This window comes from Nocardia sp. NPDC052001 (assembly GCF_040680615.1).
GTDB lineage: Bacteria > Actinomycetota > Actinomycetes > Mycobacteriales > Mycobacteriaceae > Nocardia.
Genome location: NZ_JBFAXC010000001.1, coordinates 1,418,757 through 1,436,598, shown reverse-complemented (window position 1 = coordinate 1,436,598; position 17,842 = coordinate 1,418,757). Strand labels below are relative to the sequence as shown.

General features: G+C 67.9%; 17 protein-coding genes. 9 read left to right on the top strand and 8 right to left on the bottom strand.

Features of this window, described 5'->3' with window-relative positions; all coding sequences use genetic code 11:
* Positions 1–56: 56 nt before the first annotated feature.
* A complete protein-coding gene (locus AB0L82_RS06770; protein ID WP_364632073.1) occupies positions 57–3,098 on the bottom strand; it encodes a BTAD domain-containing putative transcriptional regulator in 3,042 nt (1,013 codons plus the stop codon).
* A 239-nt stretch (positions 3,099–3,337) separates the two neighbouring features.
* Between AB0L82_RS06770 and AB0L82_RS06765 the strand changes: the two genes are divergently transcribed.
* From AB0L82_RS06765 to AB0L82_RS06735, 7 genes are read left to right on the top strand one after another with little or no spacing between them, the layout of a single operon-like run.
* Complete coding sequence (locus AB0L82_RS06765; protein WP_364632070.1) at positions 3,338–3,676, top strand: GMC family oxidoreductase N-terminal domain-containing protein; 339 nt, start codon at positions 3,338–3,340, stop codon at positions 3,674–3,676.
* A gap of 7 nt (positions 3,677–3,683) precedes the next feature.
* Positions 3,684–3,926 (top strand): hypothetical protein, encoded by a 243-nt coding sequence (locus AB0L82_RS06760; protein WP_364632067.1) that lies wholly within the window; start codon positions 3,684–3,686, stop codon positions 3,924–3,926.
* Between the two features lie 19 nt (positions 3,927–3,945).
* Positions 3,946–5,457, top strand: coding sequence for a GMC oxidoreductase (locus tag AB0L82_RS06755; RefSeq protein ID WP_364632064.1), 1,512 nt, complete (start codon positions 3,946–3,948; stop codon positions 5,455–5,457).
* Between the two features lie 33 nt (positions 5,458–5,490).
* Positions 5,491–6,939 (top strand): aldehyde dehydrogenase family protein, encoded by a 1,449-nt coding sequence (locus tag AB0L82_RS06750; RefSeq protein ID WP_364632061.1) that lies wholly within the window; start codon positions 5,491–5,493, stop codon positions 6,937–6,939.
* On the top strand, positions 6,936–7,205 hold the full coding sequence (locus tag AB0L82_RS06745; protein WP_364632058.1) for a hypothetical protein: 270 nt from the start codon (positions 6,936–6,938) through the stop codon (positions 7,203–7,205). The genes AB0L82_RS06750 and AB0L82_RS06745 overlap by 4 nt, the downstream gene beginning before the upstream one ends.
* The gene (locus AB0L82_RS06740) at positions 7,195–8,097 is read left to right on the top strand and encodes a catalase (protein WP_364632055.1); all 903 of its coding nucleotides are present in this window, start codon (positions 7,195–7,197) and stop codon (positions 8,095–8,097) included. Before AB0L82_RS06745 ends, AB0L82_RS06740 begins: the two co-directional genes overlap by 11 nt.
* Positions 8,098–8,117: 20 nt before the next feature.
* Complete coding sequence (locus AB0L82_RS06735) at positions 8,118–8,810, top strand: NAD(P)-binding domain-containing protein (RefSeq protein WP_364632053.1); 693 nt, start codon at positions 8,118–8,120, stop codon at positions 8,808–8,810.
* Between the two features lie 33 nt (positions 8,811–8,843).
* Here the strand turns inward: AB0L82_RS06735 and AB0L82_RS06730 are convergent, their stop codons facing one another.
* The 4 genes from AB0L82_RS06730 to AB0L82_RS06715 form a co-directional block, all read right to left on the bottom strand.
* The gene (locus tag AB0L82_RS06730) at positions 8,844–9,578 is read right to left on the bottom strand and encodes an MBL fold metallo-hydrolase (protein ID WP_364632050.1); all 735 of its coding nucleotides are present in this window, start codon (positions 9,576–9,578) and stop codon (positions 8,844–8,846) included.
* 11 nt (positions 9,579–9,589) lie between these two features.
* Positions 9,590–10,117, bottom strand: coding sequence for a fumarylacetoacetate hydrolase family protein (locus tag AB0L82_RS06725; RefSeq protein WP_364632047.1), 528 nt, complete (start codon positions 10,115–10,117; stop codon positions 9,590–9,592).
* A 51-nt stretch (positions 10,118–10,168) separates the two neighbouring features.
* The gene (locus tag AB0L82_RS06720) at positions 10,169–10,657 is read right to left on the bottom strand and encodes a hypothetical protein (RefSeq protein ID WP_364632045.1); all 489 of its coding nucleotides are present in this window, start codon (positions 10,655–10,657) and stop codon (positions 10,169–10,171) included.
* Positions 10,658–10,963: 306 nt separating this feature from the next.
* A complete protein-coding gene (locus AB0L82_RS06715) occupies positions 10,964–11,833 on the bottom strand; it encodes a DUF3298 domain-containing protein (protein ID WP_364632042.1) in 870 nt (289 codons plus the stop codon).
* Positions 11,834–12,060: 227 nt separating this feature from the next.
* Between AB0L82_RS06715 and AB0L82_RS06710 the strand changes: the two genes are divergently transcribed.
* Entirely contained in the window at positions 12,061–12,993 is a 933-nt protein-coding gene (locus AB0L82_RS06710; protein ID WP_364632039.1) for an SGNH/GDSL hydrolase family protein, read from the top strand.
* Positions 12,994–13,023: 30 nt separating this feature from the next.
* Here the strand turns inward: AB0L82_RS06710 and AB0L82_RS06705 are convergent, their stop codons facing one another.
* Positions 13,024–14,691 (bottom strand): bifunctional 3'-5' exonuclease/DNA polymerase, encoded by a 1,668-nt coding sequence (locus tag AB0L82_RS06705; RefSeq protein WP_364632037.1) that lies wholly within the window; start codon positions 14,689–14,691, stop codon positions 13,024–13,026.
* A gap of 68 nt (positions 14,692–14,759) precedes the next feature.
* Entirely contained in the window at positions 14,760–15,428 is a 669-nt protein-coding gene (locus AB0L82_RS06700) for a macro domain-containing protein (protein ID WP_364632034.1), read from the bottom strand.
* 104 nt (positions 15,429–15,532) lie between these two features.
* On the opposite strand from AB0L82_RS06700, the gene AB0L82_RS06695 reads away from it, so the two are divergent.
* Positions 15,533–17,122 carry an ADP-ribosyltransferase domain-containing protein gene (locus AB0L82_RS06695; protein ID WP_364632031.1) on the top strand — a complete coding sequence of 530 codons (1,590 nt, stop codon included), beginning with the start codon at positions 15,533–15,535 and terminating at the stop codon, positions 17,120–17,122.
* Between the two features lie 57 nt (positions 17,123–17,179).
* On the opposite strand, the gene AB0L82_RS06690 is transcribed toward AB0L82_RS06695, so the two are convergent.
* Positions 17,180–17,803, bottom strand: coding sequence for a hypothetical protein (locus AB0L82_RS06690; protein WP_364632028.1), 624 nt, complete (start codon positions 17,801–17,803; stop codon positions 17,180–17,182).
* Between the last annotated feature and the right edge of the window lie 39 nt (positions 17,804–17,842).

The window sequence follows — 17,842 nt, the reverse complement described above, 5'->3', positions numbered from 1 at the left end:
GGCGAGGGTTACCCTCGCCGTGAACCGAACCCGCCCGCGAGTGCGGGGCGCGAACATCATGCGGAACCGGCCGGCTCGAGAATCGAGTCATCCGGGCGGGACCGGTCGTGTCGCCCGGACCCCGCAGGAGCGAATGACGGCAGAGCGGACAGGCGTTGATCGATCAGTGCCAGCACGACTCGCACCGCGCGGGAGTCTGCCAGCGCGCGGGCTCGCCGGAAGGTGGTTCGCGCGAGTGCCGTGCGACCCGTGGCCGCGTGGGTATCGGCGAGATCGATCAGGGCCGCGAGCAGCTCCGGGACGGACTCGCCGCATTCGAGATATGCGACCGCGCGACAGAGCGATTCGGATGTGGTGTGGTCCGCCGCGGCCAGGGCCACCGCGCGCCAGGCCCGGCCGAGCGCGACCGGGGTGTTCAGGCGGATCGCCAGTTCGAGTTCCTCGGCGGCCAGGCGGCGGGCCCGGTCCAGCTCGCCCAGCGCACTGAGTTGCAGGGCGGCCGAACTGCGCCAGGGTAGGTGGGAGGGATTGTGCTGCTGCCAGGCGGCCAGACGGCGACCACAGTCCAGGAAATGACCGGCGGCCTCGCGGGAGCGGCCCTGCGCGGCGCACAGCATGGCGCGCACGTAGGTGACCGTAATCCATTCCCAGGACTCGGAATTGGCGTGGATGCGGGCGGGTTCGAGCCAGCGGTCGGCCTCCTCGATGCGCCCGGCTCCGAGCAGCGCCGCGGCGTAGAGGGCGACCAGCCCGGCCGGACGCCGCACCGACGCGGAAGCGGGCACGGCCACCAGTGCGCAGGTCCGCGCGGCCTCGGCGTAACGGGCCTGGCGCAGCAGCACTTCGGTGTGCAGCATGAGCCGATAGGTGTCGAGCATGCCGAAGTACCTGTCATCGCCCTGACCGGTGAGCTGACCGGCGCGGGTCAGCTCATCGGTCCACAGCGCGATATGGGCCTGGATGCCGAGCAGCTCGGGCGGGAGGTATTCCCCCGTCGTCCCACCCGCCGCGGCTTCGAAGCGGGATCGCGCCTCATGCGCAGAAATACGCACGGCCACCAGGTCACCGATCGCGCGCACGGCCTCGGTCACCGCATCGGGCGCGGCTTCCGAGCGGGTGCGCGCGAGGTACGCGTTCCAGGCCCGCGAGGTCAGCCCGGTGACCATCCACCGCGAGGCCCGTAGCGTCCGCGCGGCCTCGGGATCATGACCGGCGGTCTCGGTGATCACCTCGTCCAGTAGTGCCTCGGCATCCTGCGCCTGACCCGAGGTGACCAGCGTCCACGCGAGCGGAATGAGTGCAGTCGGAGCGACTTTCGCGGCCCGCTGCCCCACCAGCGCCCGCTCGAAGTACGCCCGCGCCGCCACGGGATCGGTCCACTGCTTCACCAGCCCGAGCCGTACTCCGATCTCATCCCGCTGTTCCGGCGCGCATACCCGCTGCGCCACTTCGAGATACCCGATCGCCTCCGGAAGCTCGAGCGCCCGAACAGCTTCCGCCCCCGCGTCCACCAGCGTGGGCACCCACTCCGCCCACCGCTCCCCCGTCAACTCCCGCAGATACCGCGCCGCCACCCGACTGTCCCCGGTCACCTCCAGCGCACGCCACGCCGCTGTCACCAGCATGCCCTGCACCTCTTCGCGTGTGCACAATCGGCGCAAGGTATTGGCGGGCAACGCATGCCGCAGTCGAGACAGCTCCGGTGCACCACCGGATACGGGCGTCGGATGAGCCGCGCCGCCGCCGACCGGCCGCAGATGCACACCGACCGCCGAGGCCGAAATACGAGCCGAGTCGTACCCCGGATACCCCTCGGCCTCGTCCACCGCGGTGCCGTGGCGCGGCTGAGGCGGAGCCGTGATGCCGTGAGCCATCAGTGTGGCGCAGCTGTCCCGGAATTCGCTGTCGGACTGGCCGCAGGCGGCGGCCACCACCTCCGGCGGGGCGTTGTACTCGTGGAGCACCGCGATCGCGCGGAGCGCTCGGGCCGTATCCGGTGCGAGCTGATCGAGTTGCCGGCGAATCGCACGCGCATAGTTTCCGTTCGCGAGATACTCCGGAACGCACGGCGGATCATCCAGTAGGGCCAGGTCTTTCAGCAGTGCGCTGACGAGTATCGGAGAGCCGCCGGTGGCCCGATGGATATCGGGTGCGAACCCGTCGGCGGCGCTTCCGAACACACGCTCGGCCAGCATCGCGATCTCGGGAACTCCCAGTCCTTCCAGTCGAATGATTTCCAGCGCCGAGGATTCCAGCGCCAGGGATTCCAGCGAATCAATCGCATCGGAGTTGGAAGGAAAGATGTCCGGCGACGACGGATGGCGGATGGGGCTCGGGATCGGTTGTCCGGCAAGGATGCTGGTTTGCAGGGCGCGAAGGTCATTGCCCGGTTCGACGCCGAGGGTGTCGATCAGGGCGCGGCGGGTGCGGGTGTAGACCTCCAGGGCTTCGGAGCGGCGGCCCTGGCGGACCAGGGCGCGCATGAGGAGTTCGGCGGCGCGTTCGCGGAGCGGGTGTTCGCCGACCAGGGGGCGCAGGCGGTCCAGGACCCGGTCGGTACGGCCGAGCATGGAGGCTACGAAGAGGCTTTCCTCCAGGGCGGAGAGGTAGCGCTCGCCGAGCACCGCGCGCTGAGCGGATGCCGCCGGGCCGGGCAGTCCGGCCAGGGGTTCGCCCGAACACAGCGGTAGCGCGCGGGTGTAGAACTGGTCGGCGGTATGCCAATCCCCTTGGGCGCGAGCGTGTTCCGCCCGTGCGACCAGGGCGTCGAAGATTCCGGCGTCGACCTGGTCATCGGTGATCCGCAGTTGGTACCCGCCATGTCCGGACACCAGCACTCGCGGTTCGGCGCGGGGTGCGCGGTCGGGTTCGAGGACGCGGCGCAGGGCGGAGATGTGGGTTTGGATCAGGCCGGTGCCGCTGGCGGGGACATCGCCGTCGTAGAGGCCGTCGAGCAGTACGGTCGCGGGCACCCAGCGCCCGCGGCGCAGGGCCAGTGCGGCCAGCAGCGCACAGCGCTGCGGCGGACCAGAGGGCACGGGTTGATCGTCGCGGAGCACCTCGACACCGTTGAGCAGGTTGATGCGAATTGTCGCCATTGTCTTGCGCCTTGCACCCGGCCGGGGGCTTCCTTCCTCCGCGTAGCTGCCGCTCCTCGAACTCGCACAGCGTAGTCAGTCGCATGACCGGTTCCGCCGCCCGCCCGCGCACCGAACCAGCGCGTATTCCGCTGACCTGGCCGTTCTGAATCCATCCAGAGCATTTTCAGTGACCGAGAACATGGTTTGCCCGGCGCCGGGTTTCCGGCGCGTTCGCGAAACGAGAAGGACTTCGGTCGATGAACCACGACTACATCGTCGTCGGCGCCGGTTCAGCGGGTGTGGTGCTGGCCCGGCGGCTGGTCGACGCCGGTCACCGGGTACTGCTGCTGGAAGCCGGTCCGGCCGATACGAATCCGTCCATCCACGATCCGGTCCGGTCGATCGAACTGTGGGGCAGTGCGGTGGATTGGGGCTTCAGCACCGAACCGCAGACCCATGCCGACGGGCGACGGCTGCCCTGGCCGCGCGGTAGGACGCTCGGCGGCAGCAGCGCCTTCAACGGCATGATCTATGTGCGCGGTATCGCCGCCGACTATGACGCCTGGGTGCGGGGGCGGTCGGGCTCAGTGCCCTGATGGCGGTGTGACCGCGCCTGATGCGGTTATGCGTGCCAATGTCTTCGAACTGCTCGAGGGCCGCACCGTCACCGGATCGGTGATGGGTCATCAGGCCCCGGCGGTGCTGATCCCGCGCCTGCTCAACCTCTTCCAGGCCGGCCGATTCCCGATCGGCCGCATGGTCCGCACCTATCCGCTGGAGCAGATCAACAGCGCCGTCGCGGACGTGCGCGCCGGGAAAACCGTCAAAGCCGTTCTCACACCCTGACATTCCCGAAAGGACAGCCATGTCTCACTCCCCCGACATCCTCATTGTCGGTGGCGGTTCCGCCGGTGCGGTACTCGCCGCCCGGCTCAGCGAGAATCCGGAGCGCCGGGTACTGCTGCTGGAGGCCGGACCCGCGTACCCCGCGACGGCGTATCCGGAATCTGTTGCCGCCAGCGACATTCTGGGCGGATACACCGGACACGATTGGGGTTACGCCTCCGAGCCCGGCGTCATCGGCCATCCGGTGCAGGCGTACCGGGGCAAGGTGCTCGGCGGCAGTTCCGCCGTCAATGGGTCGGTCGTGGCCCGCGCCCTGCCCGCGGATTTCGACCGCTGGGCCGCACGCGGCCTGACGGGTTGGTCATTCGAGGAGGTGCTGCCCAGCTTCCGCGCGCTCGAACGCACCGACGCGGGTGACGAGCACTGGCACGGGCGCGGCGGACCGCTGCCGGTGCATCAGCTCGATCGTGCCGAATTGAGCGATATGCAAAGGGCTTTCGTCGATGCCGCGCTCGCGATCGGCATTCCGGCGACCGAGGATTTCAATGGTCCGCAGCCCTACGGCGTCGCGCCGTACGCCATGAATGTGGTGGACGGGGTGCGGGTCAATACCGGCATGGCGTATCTCACCGATGCCGTGCGCGCCCGGCCGAAACTGGAGATCCGGGCGGATACGCTCGTGGATCGCGTGCTGTTCGAACAGGGCGACGCCGCGCGGGCGCGAGGAGTACTGCTGGCCGACGGCTCCGAACTGCTTGCCGGTGAGGTGATTCTGAGCGCGGGCGCCTACGGTTCCGCCGCCATCCTGCTGCGATCCGGTATCGGTCCGGCCGAAGACCTTGCCGCACTGGATATCCCGATCGTCGCCGATCTTCCGGTCGGGCGCACGCTCTATGACCACCCGTTCTACTACAACGCCTATGCCGCCCATCCCGATCGGATCGGCGGCGCGCATCCGGTCATCGGGGCCAAGGTCTGGACCGCGAGTTCGGATGCGGCCGCGGGTGAATTGGATCTGCACATCACCGCCACCCACCTGATCGATCAGAGCCTGAGTCCGACCGGTGCGGCGTTCGTGCTGGCGGTCGCCCTGACCCGGCCGCATTCGCGTGGCTCGCTGACCCTGCGCAGCCGCGATCCCCTGGACGCGCCGCGCATCGACCTGAACTTCCTGGCCGAACCCGCCGATCGCAAGCGCCTGCTCGAGGGCATCGCACTGAGCCGCCGGATCGGGGCCACCGCACCGCTGTCCGATCTCATCGATCACGAAATGGCCCCGGGTGCAACGGCTCTCAGCGACACCGAGGTGGAGGCCGCGATGCTGGCCACCCTCGACACCTACCACCACCCGAGCTCCACCGCGCCGATGGGCGGAGCCGATGACCCGGACGCGGTGGTGGATCGCCTGGGCGGGGTGCGCGGGGTGCGGAATCTGCGCGTGGTGGACGCGTCCATCCTCCCCGACGCGGTCTCGGCGGCCACCAACGCCACCGTGATCATGGCCGCCGAACATATCGCCGCACAGCTGTAATCACTTGCCCAGCAACCTTATTCAGGAGAATCAGTGACTAACGATCGACTTCCGCACGCCCGCAACTGGATCGACGGAGCCTGGCACGAGGGCACCGCTACCGGCACCTCGTACAGCCCCGCGACGGGACAGCCGGTAGGAACCTTCGCCGAAGGCGGTGCGGCCGAGGCACAGGCCGCGATCACCGCCGCGCGCCGCGCCTTCCGCACCGGAACCTGGTCCCGGGACCGGGAATTGCGCGCCCGTGCCCTGTTCGAGATGGCCGACCGGATGGCCGAACGCCGCGATGAACTCGTCGCCCTGCTGGCCCGGGAGAATGGAAAGATCCTGGCGGAGGCCGCCTTCGAGGTGGATCTCAGCATTCCCAAGCTGCGCTACTACGGTGCGCTGGCACTGGCCGAATCGGGGCGCGCCGCCGAGGTCAAGCCCGGCCTGTACTCCATGACGCTCACCGAGGCCGCCGGCGTCGCCGGGGTGATCGCGCCATGGAATTCGCCGGTGGTGCTGGCGGTGCGGTCCTTCGCACCGGCGCTGGCGGCGGGCTGCACGGTCGCGATGAAGCTGCCCGGTCAGACCGGGCTGGTCAACGGCCTGCTGTACGAGATCATCGCGGCCACCGAATCGCTGCCCGCCGGTGTGATGAACTGTTTCACCGAATCCGGCAATGACGGTGCGCCGCTGCTGGTTTCCTCGTCCGAGGTCGATGTCGTCAGTTACACCGGTAGCACCATGGTCGGGCGAATCATCATGCGCAATGCCGCCGATACGCTCAAGCCGCTGTCACTGGAACTGGGCGGCAAAAGCCCGATGCTGGTGTTCGACGATGCCGATCTCGATGTCGTCGTCCCGGTGCTCACCAAGGCGATCACCACCTTCACCGGGCAGTTCTGCATGACCGGCAGTCGCATTCTGGCCCAGCGCGGTATCGCGGACGAGTTGCGCGATCGGATGGCGAAATCCCTTGCGGCGGTGCGGGTCGGTCCCGGTGACGATCCGGCCAGCGAGATGGGCCCGATGATCGATCGCGCCAATGCCGAGCGGGTGGATCGCACGGTCGCCGAGGCCGCCGACTACGCCACCATCGTGGAACGCGGCGGATTGCTGACCACCGGTCCCGACGCCTACTACCACCCCAGCCTGATCGAAGTGGCCGATCTGAACTCGCCCATCGTGCAGCACGAGGTGTTCGGGCCGGTCGCCACCTTCGAGCGCTTCGACGATGAGGCCGAGGCCATCGAACGCGCCAATGCCACGGAATACGGTCTCGCCGCGAGCATTTGGACCCGCGATGTGGACCGGCCGCTGCGGGTCGGGCGGGAACTCCAGGCCGGGACGGTGTGGACCAATACCTGGGCGGTCGTGGTCGATCAGTTCGAGGAGGGCGGGTTCAAACAGAGCGGTATGGGCCGCCTCAACGGGCTGCGCGGGCTCGGCGAGTTCCAGGAGATCAAGCATATGGTCCACCCCGCGCCCCGGGGATGATCAGCACCTGTGCCTGCCCGCGACCGCCGCGCTGGAAACAGGCGGTGGCCTCGGGCCTGGCGATCTTCCCGATCTCACTGCTCGGCAATGCCGTACTGGGTCCGCTGCTGGCCGGTGCGCCACTGGTGTTGCGCACCTTGGTTTTCACCGTGCTGTTCAGCGTGCTCATGACCTTCGCGGCGCTCCCGGCCGTCAGCGGCCTGCTGCGCGGCTGGCTCGCCCCGCACCCCCATCCGGCGAACGAAGTACTTCACCATGACCATTGACAATGAGCTCACCGCAGCGGAATCGGCCGAACGCATGTCCGAATTGCTGCCCGCCGAACCGCATACGCGGCTGCTGCACAGTCGCGGCACGGCGGTGACGGGCAGCTTCCAGGCCGAGGACACCGCCGCCGAACTGACCTCGGCCGCGATATTCGCGGGCGGGCCGGTACCGGTGGTCGGGCGCTTCTCGGGTACCCGCGGTGATGCGCACGGCCATGACGCGCACACCGGCGATCAGGGACTCTCGGTGCGATTCGCACCGCCCGGGGCGCCGGTCGCGGATCTGACCGCGTTCACGCTGCCGGTGTTCTTCGTGCGCAATGGCGCGGACATGCTCGAGTTCTTCGCCGCGATCGCACCCGATCCCGTTACCGGAGAACCGATACCGGGTGCGATGGCCGAGTTCACCGAACGGCATCCGGAGGCCGCTGCCGCGCTGGCGGCGGGCTCCGGGCTCGCACCCGCCAGCTATGTCTCGCAGCGGTACCACGCGATTCACGCGTTCGGCTTCCGCGCCCACGACGGCAGGCAGACCTGGGCGCGGCTGGAATGGCATCCCGAGGTGGGCCTGGCCGGACTGGATCCCATTGCCGCGGGCCACTTTCCGGCCGACTACCTGGCTCGGGATCTCGCGCGACGGCTCCCGGCCCATTTCGGGCTGTACGCGCGGCTGCCGGCGGACGGGGACGCGGTGCACGATCCGACCGCGCTGTGGGCGGATCCGCCGCGGCTGATCCGGCTCGGCCGATTACGCCTGGACCACATCATCGACGACCACGACCTGGATTTCGATCCGCTGCGACTGCCCACCGGTATGACCGCCCCGCGCGATCAGCTCGCCGCCGATCGATCCGCCATCTATGCGGCGGCGCGCCGCCGCCGCATTCGATAACCCACCGAAGGAGAACATCCGTGACCATCGCCATCATCGGCACCGGCAATATCGGCCGCCGCCTCGCCTCCCATCTCACCGAGGGCGGGGTGGATATTCTGCTCGCCGGGCGAGAGCTGGATGAAACCTGTTCGCAGGCACTGGAGTTGGGTGCGTACGCCACCGCCGTCACCGTCGACGAGGCCGTCGAACGGGCCGAAATCCTGATCCTGGCCGTCTGGTTCGATACCATCCGCGAACTCGTCGCCACCTACGGTGATCGACTGCGCGGCAAGATCATCGTCGACCCGTCCAACCCCATCGCACCGGACGGGCAGGGCGGCTTCGTCAAGACCATCGGCGCGGACGAATCCTCCGGCCAGCTGCTGGCGGCCCTGCTGCCCGCCGGCACCCGTCTGGTCAAGGCGTTCGGTACCCTGTCGGCCGAATCCCTCGACACCGCCGCGCACCGGACACCCGAACTCGCGGTGGCCTTCTACGCCACCGATGACGAGGCGGCGGGAAAGGTAGTGGCCCAGCTGATTTCGGCCGCCGGTTTCGATCCGGTGCACGCCGGTGGCATCGACGCCTCCATCCGCCTCGAGGTCTTCGGCGACCTGCACGAATTCGGCGCACTCGGCCGCACGGTCAACCGGGCCGAGGCCGAGGCCGCACTGACCACATCGGTGTCCATGGACCCTCCCGCACGTCTGAACGCCGCGGATCGACCGTAGGGGTGGGTCCTTGAAGGAGGCCGGTGAGTTCGCTCAAGACTCGAAAGCGCGCCGGACTTCCTCGGGGTCGAAGGTCGCAGGGAGGCCGTGGCCGGGGACCAGGATCTTGGCGGGCTGATCGGCCAGTAGCAGGGCGCTGGCGCGGGTGCCGGACTCGTTGTGGTTGAAGAAGCCCGGGAGGAGTTGGAGACCGGTAGTCGGCAGGAGGGGGTGGCCGGTGACGAGGGTATCGCCGGAGAACAGGACGCCTTCGGAGGGCAGCAGGTAGGCGGTGTGGCCGTCGGTATGGCCGGGGGTGGGCACGGCGACGAGGCCGCCGGGGAGGGCGGCTAGGGTGGCGGCGTCGGTGGTGGTGGCCGAGGGGACGGACATGTTGATATGGCCGAAGCAGGCTCGGACGGTGTGGGTGACCCAGCGGCGGCCGCGGGCGGAGCCGAGGCGTTTCACCATTTCCACCGGGGTGATCTGCTGGAGGTATTCGCGTTTGGCGTGGCGTACTTCTTCGGGGCCGGTATAGACGGGCATCCCCACCTGCTCGACGAGGGCGGGGATGCCGCCGATGTGGTCGAGGTGGGCGTGGGTGAGCAGCACGGCGGCGATATCGGAGAGTTGATGGCCGATCTGGCGGACCGAGTCCCGCAGGTCGGCGGCATCGGCGGGGTAGCCCGCGTCGATGACGGTGACGCCGGAGCCGTCGGTGACCAGGGCCCAGTTGACATTGGTTCCGGCCACCACATAGACGGAATCGGAAATCTGGTCGATCTTCACAAACGCCTCGCTCAGTTGGGGATTCGGTGTTCGATGACGCCGATGCCGTCGATTTCCAGCCGCAGCTCATCACCGGGGGCGAGCCAGCGCCCCAGTTCCATACCACTGCCGCCGGGGAGAGTACCACTGCACAGCAGTTCACCCGGGAAGAGCTGTTCGCCGCGCGAGACGTGGGCGATCGCCTCGGCCATCGAGTACTTCATGGTGTGAGTTCCGCTGTGCGAGATGACATTTCCATTGATGCTCACCGTGGCCGTGAGTTGATCCAGGCGATCGGCGAGCGCCGCTCCCGCGACGGCTGTCGCCGATATGGACGTCGCGAAATGCTTGGAACGCTGCGGCCCGAAACCCGAACGCATCTCCGCCAATTGGACGTCGCGGGCGGAGAAGTCATTGACCACCACCACGGCGGCGATGGCGGCGGCCGCCTGGTCGACGGTGGCGTCACGCAGCGGGGGACGCGGTACGACCCCGAGTTCGAGCTCGAAATCCAGTGCGCCGCTGTAGGACGGCGGCGCGAAAAACGTTCTGGGACACACACCACCCGTGTGATTCGCACGCTCGGGCAGTAACCATGCCCGGGTAGTGGCTCAGCGTCGTCGCACCGGTGGATCCGGCGGCGAATCAGGGTCGCCGTCGCGACCTTCCGCCTTGCCGTCCGCCGCGGTCGGCTCCCCCGACTGTCCGATCCGGCGCGGCCGCGCGATCCGCCGGATACCGGCGGCGGGCGCGTCACCGGCGCGTTTACGCCGCAGGGCGTCGAGATCGATAATGTTCGCGTCCGATCCGGCGGCACCCGAATCATCCTGCGGCGCGGGCTGCGGCATCCGGCCCGGATCGACCGGCCACCACCCTGTCTCCCGCTGCAATTCCGAGCGCAGCACGGGCCGGGTCGGTGCGGGATCGTAGATGGTGCCGCCATCCGGACGCCAGATCTGGTCCGGGCGCGCACCGGGTTCCTCATGCATGCGCCGCGGGCGGCGCGGCAGCCGGGTAACCCCGGACGCATCATCGTCCGCATCGGGCGTGGCGGTCTCGGCGGCCTTCAGACTCTCCAGCTTCCGGCGCAGCCGTTCCACCGCTTCGAACCTGTTCGTGCCTGGTCCGGGTACGGATCCCCGTCCCGGTCCTTCCTGCTCGGACATCGAACTAGCCGCCGACAGGAGTCGCGGCGGCGCTAGCCGCCACCACCGCCGGCTCGGCCTGGTCGCTGAAATTCTTCCTGTTCGTGTAACTCACGTTCGTATTCTCCCTCAGCACCGCTACACTCTTCGTCCCGCCCCGAGCCCAATGGGCGACGGGATCCATACGCGAACGGCCCTTCCGAATGTACCGCCCGCGACGCCGGAAACGTTCAGCCGGATTTCCCGGCCTCCGGACCGCGACTAACCGGGAATCAAGGCACGCTGGTCCGGAGCGATCAGATCGGATAGGGCCGACCACGGAATGGTGACGCTCCGCATACCGAAACCGCCGAGTTGATAGTCCGGAAAGAACAACACCATTCCGGACTCGGCGGGAATCCAGTTCCCGAAATTCTCCTCGGTGGGCTGTACTCCCGCCGATGTCGGGTTGACCCCGACCCGTTCCACGGTCTGATCGGCCAGCCGCCGCAACCCCGCGCCCTCATCGGTGAACAGGTCCGCGAGGGTGATCGGCGCGGCTGTCCGGGAATCGATCACGATGGTGCTGACCGTGTTGTTGTAGTGCGCGGCGGACGCGCAATACCAATTGCCCGCCAGCACTTCGCCGATGGCGGTGGGCCGGAATTCGATCCGGCGCGGCTCCACCCGGGCCACACATGAACCGTGGTCGGTCTCGACCAGCCCGCTCGAGCGCAAATTGGTATCCGCCGAGGATCGGGACGCCCGATTGAAGGCCGTTGCGACAGCATCGGTCCCGGTGAGCTCGTAGTACCGGACCTCCCAGGTGTGCGCCCCGCCGGGCCCGGCGCCGATCGATGTGCGCAGTGCGCCGGAGAACACCCGCCCATTCGAGGTTCCGGATGTGGTGGCCGCCGCGGCGAAGGGGCGCAGGTCGCCGTCGGGGTCGGCGTTCCTCGGCGTCGTCGCCTGGGCCGAATTACCGAGTGCGGACGGAACCGTGGTGCGCGGTGCGGAAGCGGGCGTACCGGTGACCGACAACCGTGCCGAAGCATTGGGCGCTTCCGGCATATCTTGGCCACCAGCGCATCCCGCCACCGCCAGCGCCACCACTGTCAGGCATCCCGCCGCAGCTTTCACCCTGATACTCATCGCAGCATCTCCCCCGCCTCGGCGATACCCGGCACACCCGTGCATCCCGTTAATCCCCCTGGACGGCAGGACGCTATCGACGGCGGCTTGCGGTCGCCTTAAGAATTCACTGGCGGTCGTACCGTGTCGTCGCCGGAATGCCCGATATGTACGCGAGTATGGCCGTCGATCATCTGCTCCACCTCCCTCGAAGCTGTCCAACTGACCAGTTCGGAGGTTCTTCCGCAGTGAAAACGGTCCAACCCGCACGACTCGTCCCGCTGGCCCTGGGCGTACTGGCCGCATCCCTGATATCGATTCCGGCACAGGCGGATTCGCCCGCCTATCACGAATACGTGGCACTGGGCGATTCGTGGACCGCGGCGGTCTTCACCACCCTTCCGCCCGCGATCACGGACGTTCCCGCCGATTGCGTCCAATCCACCTCGAACTATCCGCACCAGGTGGCCGCGGCCCTGGGCGTCAAGGTATTCCGCGATGCCAGCTGCGCCTCGGCGACCACCGCCGATATGATCGCGGAGCAGCAGCTCCCACTGGGCGGAGTCAATCCGCCTCAATTCGAGAAGCTATCCCCCACAACCGATTTGGTCACTCTCGGCATCGGCGGAAACGATATCGGGTTTCCCGCCTTGGCCATGAGCTGTCTGCAGCCCGTTCCCGCCGCCGCTACCGCGGGCGGGGTGGCCAAGGAAACTCCCGCCTGCGCGACGACTCCCGCCGCCGACGATCGGGTGACCGCCAAGATCGAAGCCACCGCACCGCTGGTGCAGGCGACCATCGCCGGTATTCGCGAGCGCGCCCCCAAGGCGCGCATCCTGCTGGTCGACTATCTCAACGCACTCCCCGTCTCGGGCAAGGGCTGTCGCCCCGACCTACCCGCGGCCGATGTCGACATCACCTATCTCCGAGATAAATTCGCCCTCATGAACGCCATGCTCGCGCGCGTGGCACAGGCCGCCGGTATCGACTTCGTCGACACCTATACGCCCAGCACCGGTCACGATGTCTGCCAGCCCGCGGCGACCCGCTATGTGGAGGGCATCGCCTTCTCGTCGCCGCACAATGCCCCCGGCGTGGCGTATCCGCTGCATCCGAACGCATTGGGCGCCACCGCCCAGACCGCCGCCGTCCTCGAAAAGATCCGGCGCACAACCTCGTAGCGATCCGGCTCGTATCCGGCGGGCTCGATCCTATTTGGCGTCGTGATAGCACTCGACGATCGCGGTGGTGAACGGGAAGCGGACCGGGGTCGAGCCGAAAGCCAATCGCGCGGCGGTGTCGGCCGCCGCCGAGATCGCGGCGGCGGCCGTGTCGGCATCCTCGGCCGGACAGTGCACGATCACCTCATCGTGCTGGAAGAAGACGAGTTCCGCCGCGGGCGCGGTCCGGGCCAGCTCGGACCGCAGGGCCGCCAGCAGCAGCAGGGTCCAGTCGGCCGCGCTGCCCTGGACCACGAAGTTGCGGGTGAAGCGGCCCCGGGCACGGGCTTTCGGGTTCGGACCGTATCGGGTGGCCAGGCCCGGATCATCATCGGACTCGGGCTGCGCCGAGGCGGGCGGGCAGGTGCGGCCCAGCCAGGTGCGCACCAGGCGGCCCTGTTCCCCGGCGGTGGCGGCATCGTCGACATAGGCGACCGCGGCCGGATAGCGACGGCGCAGTTCGGCCATATGCACGAGCGCATCACCGGAGGTCTGGCCGTAAATCGCGCCCAGCAGCGCGATTTTGGCCTTGGCGCGGTCGCCGTTGAACGAGCGGGCGGCCAGATCGGCATAGAGGTCTTCACCCCGCCCCGCCACTTCCATCAGTCCCGGATCGCGGGAGATCGCGGCCAGCACCCGCGGTTCCATCTGGTCGGCATCGGCGACCACCAGACGCCAGCCCGGATCGGCGCGGATCGCCTTGCGAATGATTTTCGGGATCTGTAGCGCCCCACCACCATTGGCGGTCCAGCGCCCCGAAACCGTGCCGCCGGGCAGGTATTCGGGGCGGAAGCGGCCGTCACGAACCCATTGATCGAGCCACGACCAGCCGTGTGCGGTGTAGAGCCGATAGAGCGATTTATAGGCGAGCAGCGGTGCGATGGCCGGGTGATCCACCTCCTGGAGTTCCCATTTGCGGGTGGAGGAGAGCGGAATACCCACGCGCGCGAACGCTTTGATGATGTCCTGGGGCAGATCGGGGCGTACGCGCACGCCTTCGCCGAACGCCCGGGAGACCTGCTCGGCCAATTCGACCATGCGCCGCGGTTCGGCATCACCGGAAATGCGTTCGCCCAGCAGACTATCCAGCAGATCCCGGTGCACGTCCGCATGCCAGGGAATTCCGGCGCGGGACATTTCGGCGGCGACCAGCATGGCCGCCGATTCGGCCGCCAGCAGCAGGCGCATGCGGTCGGGGAATTCGGCCTTCGCGGTGCGGGCCACCTGCTGCGCGTAAACCTCCAGCAGCGCGGTGAATTCGTCGGTGCCGGGCGGTAGCGGTACCGGGCCGGAGTCGAACAGTGACGGCTGCTCGTCGGCGGCCCGCAGCGGCGCGTCCGGCGGAACCGGCTGTTTATGCAGTCGCGCCCACGCCGCCGCCAGTGAACGCGGCTGCCCGGATTGCCCGTGCTCATGACCGATCAGCAGCGCTTCGGCCGCTTCCACGTCATAGCAGCGCTCGACCCGCACCCCGGCGTCGAGCAGCTGCCGGTAGATCTCGGCGGTCGAGCGCCACACCCACCGCTCCACCTCGGGACGGTCCCGTACCGCCGCGGCGAGAGAGGGCTCGCGCACCACCGGCCCGGCGGGACTTCCGTCCTGCTCCAGCGGACACAGCAGCGCACCGCCCTCGCTCGTCGCCGCCAACGCCCATCGCATGTCCCAGAGTCTCGCATCGGGCACAGACAAGTTCGGGCAGCCACGAGCGCGGGCGGTGTCGAATCAGCTCAGCGCCTGGTCGCGGGGCGCTTGATGCGGACCGGCTTATCGGCCGGCGCGTTCTCGATATCGTCCAGCTGAGCCAGCACGGTCGCGCGCAGTTCGTCGTAATCATCGAAGGTGTGGTCGTTGAACAGGGTGTATCCGGTCCACATCAGGTTGGCGCACACCCGCGCGGGCACCTGACCGGTGTTGGCCCCCATACCGACCAGCGCGACCGAGGAGATGCTGCCCGGCGCGTCCCGATTCTGGCGGTGAATCGCCTGGAAGGCCGCCGCGCAGGCGAGCGCCACATTGAGTGTCTCGCTGACATCCTCGGCCGACTCCCTCATGGTCGGGGTCGAGATCAGGAACTTCGGATTGATCGCCCCCGAGGACACGCAGACCGCGCTGCCGACCGGCAGTCTGCCCGCGAAGCCATCCCGGATCGCGCGCTGCACCCGCACTTGAATGCCCGCCCCGAGATGCCGTTTGATGGCCGCGTCGACGCCGCCGTCCATCAGGCCGCGCGCATTGGTCGGGGTGACCCAGGCGTCGACCCGCTCGTCCAGGATCGAACCCTTGTGGATCTCGATCTCGGGATGGTCGGCGAACGCCGCCAGCCACGCCTGGACAACCTGCGGATTGATATCGGCCAATACCACCCGCAGCGGCGGTTGCACCCGATTCGAACTCATGAAAACACTCCCGGTGAGATGCGGTCCTGCACTGCCCGGGACGTTACCCGCACCCACCGACATGCTTTCTGCCAGAGCGATTTTCATGACATATAGTGCCGGGCGTGAGCACGAATGACCCGCTGTCCCTGACCGATCTCTTCAATGGCGGCGGTGAGCCGTGGCTGCCGGTGCTGCGACCGGTGATCGAGGCACAGCCGAATGCGGCCACCTTCATCGGCCCCGGCCGGGGTCCGAGTGTCGTTCCGGTGCGCGAGTTGACTTTTCAGGCGCTCAAACCGCATCCGCCGCATAAGTGGAAGGTGGTGGTGTTCGGCCAGAACCCGTATCCGAGGCCCGAGAGCGCCACCGGAATAGCCATGTTCGACAACGCCTTTCACGATTGGAAGGACAGTCAGTTCGGCCGGGTGATCAGCATTCGCTGCATCATCAAAGCGGCGGCCATGTGGAAGTATGGCATTCCCAAGAAGACCCCGATCGCCGATATCCGCGCCCTGCTGCGCGAACAGGACACCGTGCAGCCGCCGGAGTGGTTCCAGGCCATGCTCACCCAGGGCGTGCTGCTGCTCAATGCGGCATTGACCGCCAGCAGTGACGGGGCGCTGGCCACCGATCAGCACACCGCGTTCTGGCGTCCGGTGGCCGAGCGGATCATCGAGGAGATCCTGCGCGCCAAGCAGGAGGCGGATGAGGCCGATCGCGGTGTGGTATTCGCATGGTGGGGCACGCACGCGCGCAGCTTGAAAAAGATTGTGCTGCAACTGCAGAAGAAATACCCGGGCGTCGATGTCCGGCATGTGGACCACGCCAATCCCGCCGCGCAGGGCGATATCTTCTGCGACGGAGACCATTTCGCCATGGTCAACGCGGCGCTGGCCGCTACCGGCGCGGACCCGATCGATTGGCTGCCGAGTGCCGGATGGAATACCGGTGAGACGGAAACCGCTGGAACGGACCGGGATACCGCCGACCGCATGGGCGCGTTCATCGCCTCCACCATGGAATTGCATCAGCTCTATCTGGAACGCCTGGCGAGCGTCAAGGACGAGGGCCTGGTCCTGCCCGCCATCACCGGCGTCTTCGACACTCCGCTACAGAGCTTCCGCGATGCCATCGCACCGGTGGCCACCCTGCTTTCCGGTCTGGATCGGTATGCCGTGCGCTCGGACGAATTCGGCAAGCTGCGGGCGGACCGGTCGCACGCCGCCCTGTCCGCCGATGCGATTGCGGCACTGCATCTCTACACCTGCGAGTCCGCGTTCTACCGGGAGATCAACCGGGTGCTGCGCGCCCCCGACCGTGCCCAGTTGATCCCCTATCTGCCCTATCTGCGCCTCTTGTTCGCGGCGGTGTCGGCGCTGCCCACCCGCACCGAACCACTGTGGCGCGGAGTCTCACTGGATCTGCGCGCGCAATATCCGCTGAACCGCACCGTGACCTGGTGGGGCGTGTCCTCCTGCACCTCCGAATCCAGTGTGGCGCGGGCATTCCTGGGCAGCCGCGGTAAGCGAACGCTCTTCGAGGTGCGACCCGCCCGGGCGGTGAGCATTCGCGATTTCTCCGCCTTCACCGAGGAGGAGGAATTCATCCTGCTGCCGGGAACCCAATTGGAGGTGACCGGCGTCCAGGCGCAACGCGGCGGCCTATGCATCGTGCAGTTGACCGAATCGACTGCCCAGCCCCTCGTGTCCTGACGATTGCCGGATGAGGACCGCCCTCCAGCCCGCGGTGTAGACCGGGGGCGGGCAAGGTCATTGGGTGCGCAGCAGTGGGGAGGAGACCTTGTCGACCAGCCAGCGGTCGCCCGATTTGACCAGGGACAGGGTGATCGCGAGTTGGCCCCGGCGCGGCTGGCCCTGGGTGCCGACGCTGGTGACGGATTGATCGATGACGACGACCGCGGCGGCGGTGCTCACATCGCTGGCCGAGATGGCGCAGTCGACGGTGCCGGATTTGGATTTCACCTGGCCCTGCACCAGGACATCTCGCAAATCCTTACTGGTGGAGTCGAATTCCCGCTTCCAGTCGCCGGTGGCGTGATCCAGGACCGCCGCGAAGTAGGAGTCGAGATGTTCGACGTCGTAGTTGGCCAGGACCGGGCCGTATTCGCAGGCGGTCTTGCGAGCCGTTTCGCGGGCTTCGACGAGGTCCTCGGCGTGTCGGCTCCGCACCGAGGTGTAGACATCGTGGGCGATCGCCGTACCGGTGAGGGCCACCGCAGCCGCAGCGAAAAGTACTGTGCGACGGGTCGATCGGCGAGTTCCGCGAGCCTCGGCCGACGGCTCATCTGCCACCACCGCACTGCGTGGGGCCGCGTCGACCTCGTCCGCCACGGGGTCGGCCACATCGTCGATCATTTCGTGGGTGTCGTTCACGGATATCACATCTCTCTGCCGGGTATCGATGGTGGTGCT

Bases quoted from the DNA above. Each gene is read 5' to 3' on its own strand.
- AB0L82_RS06770 (WP_364632073.1), bottom strand. From the start codon at position 3,098: ATGGCGACAATTCGCATCAACCTGCTCAACGGTGTCGAGGTGCTCCGC.
- AB0L82_RS06765 (WP_364632070.1), top strand. From the start codon at position 3,338: ATGAACCACGACTACATCGTCGTCGGCGCCGGTTCAGCGGGTGTGGTG.
- AB0L82_RS06755 (WP_364632064.1), top strand. From the start codon at position 3,946: ATGTCTCACTCCCCCGACATCCTCATTGTCGGTGGCGGTTCCGCCGGT.
- AB0L82_RS06745 (WP_364632058.1), top strand. From the start codon at position 6,936: ATGATCAGCACCTGTGCCTGCCCGCGACCGCCGCGCTGGAAACAGGCG.
- AB0L82_RS06740 (WP_364632055.1), top strand. From the start codon at position 7,195: ATGACCATTGACAATGAGCTCACCGCAGCGGAATCGGCCGAACGCATG.
- AB0L82_RS06715 (WP_364632042.1), bottom strand. From the start codon at position 11,833: ATGAGTATCAGGGTGAAAGCTGCGGCGGGATGCCTGACAGTGGTGGCG.
- AB0L82_RS06705 (WP_364632037.1), bottom strand. From the start codon at position 14,691: ATGCGATGGGCGTTGGCGGCGACGAGCGAGGGCGGTGCGCTGCTGTGT.
- AB0L82_RS06700 (WP_364632034.1), bottom strand. From the start codon at position 15,428: ATGAGTTCGAATCGGGTGCAACCGCCGCTGCGGGTGGTATTGGCCGAT.